The following is a 6,146-nucleotide window of genomic DNA, read 5'->3' on the forward strand; positions in this document are numbered from 1 at the left end:
GGCAGCAGCAGCGGCCCGATCAGGGCGTCATGCCGTTCCGGGGGCTCCTCCTAGACGGTCTGCCGCTGCTCCAGCCACCTGAGAACGGCCCGGTTCGTCTCCTCCGGCTTCTCCTGCTGGATCCAGTGGCCGCAGTCCAGACTGATCACCTCCACGTCCGGCACGAATTCCGCCAGTCGTTCCGACCTGGCGACCGCGTCGCGGTCGCCGTAGATCATGAGGGCGGGCTGCCGGACGATCGGGTCCACGTCCGCCAGCAGGTGCCAGTTGCGGTCCAGGTTCCGGTACCAGTTCACACTGGCCGTGAACCCCGACGACTCGAAGGCGGAGACCAGAACGGACAGTTCGCCGTCGCTCATGACGGGATCGCCGAGGGGCGTTCCGGCCCTGGCGAGATCGATCAGCGCCATACCAGGACCGGGCTCCGCGGGGGGCTGGTTCTTCCGGTAGAGGTTGCGGAGGAACCGGAAGGTGTTGTCGTCGAACACGGCGTCCGCGACGCCCGGTTGGCGATTGAAGTGGACGAAGTAGAAGTCGCCGCCGAGCGTCTCCTCCATGGACTCGATCCAGGGCTTCTCCCCGCGCTCCTGGTACGGCAGGCTCAGACCGACCACCCTGTTCACGCGGTCCGGATGCAACAGGGCCGTTCCCCAGACGACGAACGCGCCCCAGTCGTGGCCGACGAAGGTGGCGTCCTCGTAGCCGTAGTGGTCGAGGAGGGCGACGAGGTCGCCCGACAGGTGCCCGATGTCGTAGTCCGTCACCCCGGCCGGGCGGGAGGAGTTGCCGTAGCCCCGCTGGTTCGGTGCGATGACGTGGTAGCCGGCCGCGGCGAGGGCGGGCATCTGGTGGCGCCAGGAGAAGGCGTGCTCCGGCCAGCCGTGGCAGAGCACGACGGGCCGCCCCGCGTTCTCCCGGCCGGCTTCGAAGACTTCGAGTTCCACGCCGTTCACCGGTACGAGGGTGGGCTCGGGAAAATCCGCCGGATCGAACATCTGTCTTTCCCCTCCGGGGGCGTCAGCTGGTGGTCGACCTCCTCGGGTGAGGTCGTTGTCGCCATCCTGCGGCCCTTAACCGGTCACCCCGTGACCGGTTTGTATGAGAGTTTTGCCGACGTGCGAACCGACCGGTTGATGGCCGTCCTCCTCATGCTGCAGCGACGCGGGCAGGTGACCGCGGCAGAGGTCTCCCGCGAGCTGGAGGTCTCCGAGCGCACCGCCCGCCGCGACCTCGACGCCCTGGCCACGGCGGGGGTGCCCGTGTACTCCGTGCAGGGCCGGGGCGGCGGCTGGCGCCTCGTGGGCGGCGCCCGCACCGACCTGTCCGGGCTGACCGCCGGTGAGGTCCGCGCCCTGTTCCTGGCCGTCGGCCCGGCCTCGGCCGCGGCGCCGGCCGTGAAGGCGGCGCTGCGCAAGCTCGTCCACGCGCTGCCGGAGCCCTTCCGGCCGCAGGCCGAGGCGGCGGCGGCGTCGCTGGTCGTGGACCCGCAACTCTGGGGCGCGAGCCGGGTCGAGCACCGGCCGCCCCGCTTCCTCGACGAACTCCAGGACGCGGTGATCCGCGGTGTCCAGGTGCGGCTCGGTTACGTCGACAGCCGAGGCGCCGACACCCGGAGGACCGTCCACCCGCTGGGCGTCGTCGCCAAGGGTTCGGTGTGGTACCTCGTCTCCGACACCGGCACGGGCCGGCGGGCCTTCCGGATCGACCGCGTGTCGTCCGCCGAACCGACCGACGACCCCGTGCACCGGCCCGAGGACTTCGACCTCGCCCGGAGCTGGTCCGAGATCGCCGACGAGGTCGACCGCAGACGAACGCCGCTGGAGATCCGGGCGGTGTGCACGCCCCACGGGATCGGCATCCTCCGGATGGCGTTCGGCGGCCGGCTCGACGTGGGAGGTCCCACGGCCGACGGCCGCATCGGGGTCGTGATCCGCGGCCACAGCGAGTCCATGCTCGCCGGCGAGCTCTCCGGACTGGGCGAATGGGTCGAGGTGACCGGCCCCCCGGGGGTCCGGGACCACCTGGCCTCGATCGGCCGCGCGCTCGTCGAGCGCTACGGCTGACCGGCGCACCGGCGGGGACCTTCAGGGACCCGGGGCCGGGGAGACGGAGCTCCGGAACCGGTTCCGCCCGACGGTGTGGCCGGTCCGTGCCGGGCGGACACCCGGTCACGACACCGGCGGGTCCGACGACACAGACGACGTCGACGACACCGACGACTCCGACGGGTCCGCCGGCTTGGCCCGCTGCGGGCGGACCGTCTCGTGCCGGGCCAGCATCGCCACGCACTCGGCGATCTTCCGGGCGCGCGTCCCGGCCTGCTTGACGGCATTGACCCGGTTGACGAGGGCGAAGCGGTTGGTCCTGGTGAGCACCTCGAACATCGCCTGCGCCGCCGGTTCGGCGGCGATCGCGGCCAGCAGGTCGGCGGGCACCTCCGCCTCCGACGACGACGCGTAGGCGGCCGCCCACCGCCCGTCGGCCTTCGCGGCGTCCACCGCGGCGCGGCCGGCGGGCAGCATCAGGCCGGCCGCCTCCAGCCGGGCCACGTTGGCGACGTTGCGCCGGGACCAGGCGCTCCGGGGCCGGCGCGGGGTGAGCCGCCGCCAGGAACTCTCCTCGTCGCGCTTGCGGGCCTGGCCGTCGATCCAGCCGAAGCACAGCACCTCGTCCACCGCCTGCTGCCAGGTCAGCGTGGTGACGGACCCGCCCTTCCTGGTCAGTGCGAGCCACACGCCGGGAGAGACGGTGTGGTGGTCCAGCAACCACGCGCGCAGCTCCGCGGCGTCGGCAACGATCAACTCGTCCAGCTCGGTTCCGGTCATCATCGCAGGTTAGTGCCGCGGCCCGGTGGTGCGACCGGTCGGGGCCGAGCCGGGCCCGGTGGGCTCAGCCGTCGAGGAGCGCCCGGAGCCAGAGCTGTTCGCGCTCCTCGATGTACTCGGTGTTCGCACGCCAGGTGTCCCCGTGCCCTTCCTGCCACAGACGCGTCCACGGCTGCACGCCGCGGCCCGCCCGCTCCCGCAGGAAGTCGTGCATGGCGCGCGTCCGGCGGGACAACAGCGGTACCAGTCGCCGCCGTTGGTCCTCGTCGAGTCCGTAGGCGTCCGCGAAGGCCCGCAGGCGTTCGGCGGCGTCGGTGCGGCGGAAGGCGGGGTCGGCGGCGAGCGGGAGGAACCCGTGGGCCGCGTAGGCGAGGTCCCAGAGCCGGGAGCCGGGCGCGGCGGTGTCCCAGTCGATGAGCGTCCACCGGTCGGTGGCGTCGTCCGTCACCAGGTTCCACGGAGCCAGGTCGTGGTGGGCGACGATCTCCCCGGCCTCCGGGGTGTCGTCGCGCATCAGCACCTGCCACCGGGCGTCGGGCGGCGGGGTGAACCCGGCCACGGCGTCGTGGAACTCCCGGATCAGGCGCGCGACCCGGGCCAGCCGGTCGACGGGGTCGAGCAGGCCGTACCGGCTCTCGTCCACCGCCCGGCCCGGGACGAAGTCCAGGACCTCCCGGCCCTGCTCGTCGATGCCCAGCGGGCGCGGCGCCGCCCGGAAGCCCACCCCGTGCAGGTGCGCGAGCAGCGCGTGCACGGCGGGTGTCCAGGGGCCGACCGGGCGGCGCACGGTGTCGCCGACCCGTACGACGCCGGCGGTGGCGTTCCCGCCGGTCAGCAGCTCCTCGGTGGTGTGCCGCCCGGCCTCCTCGCGATCGGGCATCAGCCCACCGACCAGCCGGGCAGGGTCGGCAGGACGGCCTCCGCGATCCGGCGCAGGGCGGTGTCGTCCACCGCCTTGGCGTCCCGGTCCCAGAACGAGAGGTCGAACGACCCGCCGGTCCCGTCGGGCTTCTTGGCGACGACGAGGTGGCGGGAGTAGCCGGCGGGGCCCGGTTCGGCCGTCGCTCCGCCGCCGCCCAGGGTGCGGACGCGGTACATCAGCGTCGCGCGGCCGAGCAGCGGCGGCTGCTCGCGCGGCAGGTCGGAGAAGAGGCGGAAGTCCTCGGCGGCGAGGTCCGGGTGGTCGGTCAGGGAGACCTGGACGCTTCCGATCTGCACCTGCGCGGTGGCCTGCGGGGGCTCGCCGTCCCCGTCCAGCCGCAGGACGAGGTGCGAGCCGGCCAGGGACACCCGGGCGCCGGGGACGCCGGCGAGGTCCGGCAGGTCGGGGCGGTTCAGCGCGGCGCACAGGGCGGGGTAGCCGGGGGCGTCGTCGGCCCGCGGGGGCTCGCACTTCGCGGGACCGGGCTCCGGGCCGGACCCGTCCTTGCGCAGGGCGAGTGCGCCGAGCCCCGCGACCAGGGCGATCAGGGCCGCCGAGACGACGACCAGGCACGTGATCTCCCCCCGCTTCCGCCCCCGGCCGGGGGCGGAGGCCGTGTCCGGCCGGGTCGGGGCGAGTACCTCTTGTTCGTTCACGCGCGGACCGTACCGTGATCAAGGGCCCGGACGCACCTTCGATTTCCGCTTCGACTTCCGCGCCTGCCCGATCCGCCCCTTCGCCCCGGAAGCCCGTCCTCCTCCTGTCGGGACATGACAGCATGCCCCCATGGAGATCCGCCGCGTCACTCGCGCCGAGGACGTCCGCGCCGCCGGGCACCTCTTCGACTCGCCGCCGCTCCCGGAGGCGACCGGCCGCTTCCTCGCCGACGAGCGCCATCACCTGCTGGTCGCCTACGTGGACGACGCGCCGGCCGGGATGGTCACCGGGGTCGAGACCACGCACCCGGACAAGGGCACCGAGATGTTCCTCTACGAGCTGGGCGTGGACGGGAGATACCGCGGACGGGGCATCGGCCCGGCACTCACCGAGGCGCTCGCCGACCTGGCGCGAGACCTCGGCTGCTACGGGATGTGGGTGGTCACGGACGACGACAACATGGCGGCCCGCTCGGTGTACCGGCGTGCCGGGGGCGTCGCGGAGCCGGGCACGCACGAGGTCCTCGTCTGGACCTTCGACCCCGCGGGGGGCATGGACACCGCCACCCCCTGAATATCCGGTGGCGGCTCCGGCCCGCACCCGCCAGCATGGGCCGGATGAGCGAGCAACCCGCACGATGGACCCGGGCGACCGTCTACCCCGACATGTGGCTGAACCCGGAGGACGACCCCCGCACCCTCGAAGGCCCGGGTCCGGACGGCGAACTGGCCACCCTGCGCGACTACATCGTCAACTACCGCCTCACCCTGCGGCTGAAGTGCGAGGGCCTGGACGCCGAACAGCTCGCCCGCCGCTCCGTCCCGCCGTCCACCATGTCGCTGCTGGGCCTCGTGCGCCACCTCGCCGAGGTGGAGCGCGACTGGCGCAACTGGATCGCCGACGAGGACACCGAGCGGCTGCCGAAGCTGTACGGCGCCCGGGACGCCGACTTCGACGGGGCCGTCGCCGACCAGGCCGTGGTGGACGCCGCGTTCGCCGACCTGGCGCGCGAACAGGCCGCACTGGACGCCGAACTGGCCCGCTGGACGGACGACCTCGGCACCCGGGTGGGCCGGGAGAAGATCGCGGTGCGCGAGATGCTGGTGCACGTCGTCGACGAGTACGCCCGCCACTGCGGCCACGCCGACCTGTTGCGCGAGTGCGTGGACGGCCGCGTCGGGCAGTGACTCCGGGAGCGTCGGCCCCGGCACGCAGGCGCCGACACGCAGGCCCCGACACGCAGGCCCCGACCGGGGAATCCGGTCGGGGCCTGCCGTTCGTCATGGCTCGGCGCCACCGCGCAGGGAACGGCCCGCCCGCTTCACCCCCCCCCCGGTCCGGCAGCACCGGAGCACCGCGGGCCGAAGGGCGGACGGCGTCCCCCGGCCGGGTGCACCGGAGCGTCGGTGACCGCGGTCCTCTCCCGGCCTCCGGCCCGGACGTCGTGGACGGGCATGCCCGTCACCGTGACCACGCGGGGTGCTCAGTGGACTTCGCAAGCTCTAGCGGCGGTACTGCCCGCGCCACCACCTCCGCGAAGATCGTGGTGGCGGGCGGCTTCGGCGTGGGCAAGACCACGTTCGTCGGCGCTGTCTCGGAGATCAATCCGCTGCGCACCGAGGCCGTGATGACCTCCGCGTCGGCGGGCATCGACGACCTGAGCCACGTCCAGGACAAGACGACGACCACCGTGGCGATGGACTTCGGCCGGATCACCCTCGACGAGGACCTGATCCTGTACC

7 protein-coding genes and 1 pseudogene are annotated in these 6,146 nt (G+C 73.4%); 4 read left to right on the forward strand and 4 right to left on the reverse strand.

What is annotated here, in order from left to right:
* Positions 1 to 50 precede the first annotated feature (50 nt).
* Positions 51 to 995 carry an alpha/beta fold hydrolase gene (locus tag ACFCX4_RS33855; protein WP_376150909.1) on the reverse strand — a complete coding sequence of 315 codons (945 nt, stop codon included), beginning with the start codon at positions 993 to 995 and terminating at the stop codon, positions 51 to 53.
* Between the two features lie 120 nt (positions 996 to 1,115).
* Here ACFCX4_RS33855 and ACFCX4_RS33860 point away from each other — a divergent pair.
* Positions 1,116 to 2,094: pseudogene (locus tag ACFCX4_RS33860) on the forward strand (helix-turn-helix transcriptional regulator); the annotation flags it as partial.
* 74 nt (positions 2,095 to 2,168) lie between these two features.
* On the opposite strand, the gene ACFCX4_RS33865 reads toward ACFCX4_RS33860, so the two are convergent.
* The 3 genes from ACFCX4_RS33865 to ACFCX4_RS33875 all read right to left on the reverse strand — a co-directional run bounded on the left by ACFCX4_RS33865 (position 2,169) and on the right by ACFCX4_RS33875 (position 4,403).
* Positions 2,169 to 2,825, reverse strand: coding sequence for a YdeI family protein (locus ACFCX4_RS33865; protein ID WP_376150911.1), 657 nt, complete (start codon positions 2,823 to 2,825; stop codon positions 2,169 to 2,171).
* A gap of 64 nt (positions 2,826 to 2,889) precedes the next feature.
* Positions 2,890 to 3,705, reverse strand: coding sequence for a phosphotransferase (locus tag ACFCX4_RS33870; RefSeq protein WP_376150913.1), 816 nt, complete (start codon positions 3,703 to 3,705; stop codon positions 2,890 to 2,892).
* Positions 3,705 to 4,403 (reverse strand): DUF6215 domain-containing protein, encoded by a 699-nt coding sequence (locus ACFCX4_RS33875; RefSeq protein WP_376150915.1) that lies wholly within the window; start codon positions 4,401 to 4,403, stop codon positions 3,705 to 3,707. The genes ACFCX4_RS33870 and ACFCX4_RS33875 overlap by 1 nt, the downstream gene beginning before the upstream one ends.
* A 130-nt stretch (positions 4,404 to 4,533) precedes the next feature.
* On the opposite strand from ACFCX4_RS33875, the gene ACFCX4_RS33880 reads away from it, so the two are divergent.
* The 3 genes from ACFCX4_RS33880 to ACFCX4_RS33890 form a co-directional block, all read left to right on the forward strand.
* Entirely contained in the window at positions 4,534 to 4,977 is a 444-nt protein-coding gene (locus ACFCX4_RS33880) for a GNAT family N-acetyltransferase (RefSeq protein ID WP_376150917.1), read from the forward strand.
* 44 nt (positions 4,978 to 5,021) lie between these two features.
* Complete coding sequence (locus tag ACFCX4_RS33885) at positions 5,022 to 5,591, forward strand: DinB family protein (RefSeq protein WP_376150919.1); 570 nt, start codon at positions 5,022 to 5,024, stop codon at positions 5,589 to 5,591.
* 95 nt (positions 5,592 to 5,686) lie between these two features.
* On the forward strand, positions 5,687 to 6,146 hold a 460-nt coding region (locus ACFCX4_RS33890; protein ID WP_376150921.1), incomplete at its 3' end, for an ATP/GTP-binding protein.

Origin of the sequence: Kitasatospora sp. NPDC056327 (genome assembly GCF_042261735.1) — a bacterium.
Classification (GTDB): domain Bacteria; phylum Actinomycetota; class Actinomycetes; order Streptomycetales; family Streptomycetaceae; genus Kitasatospora.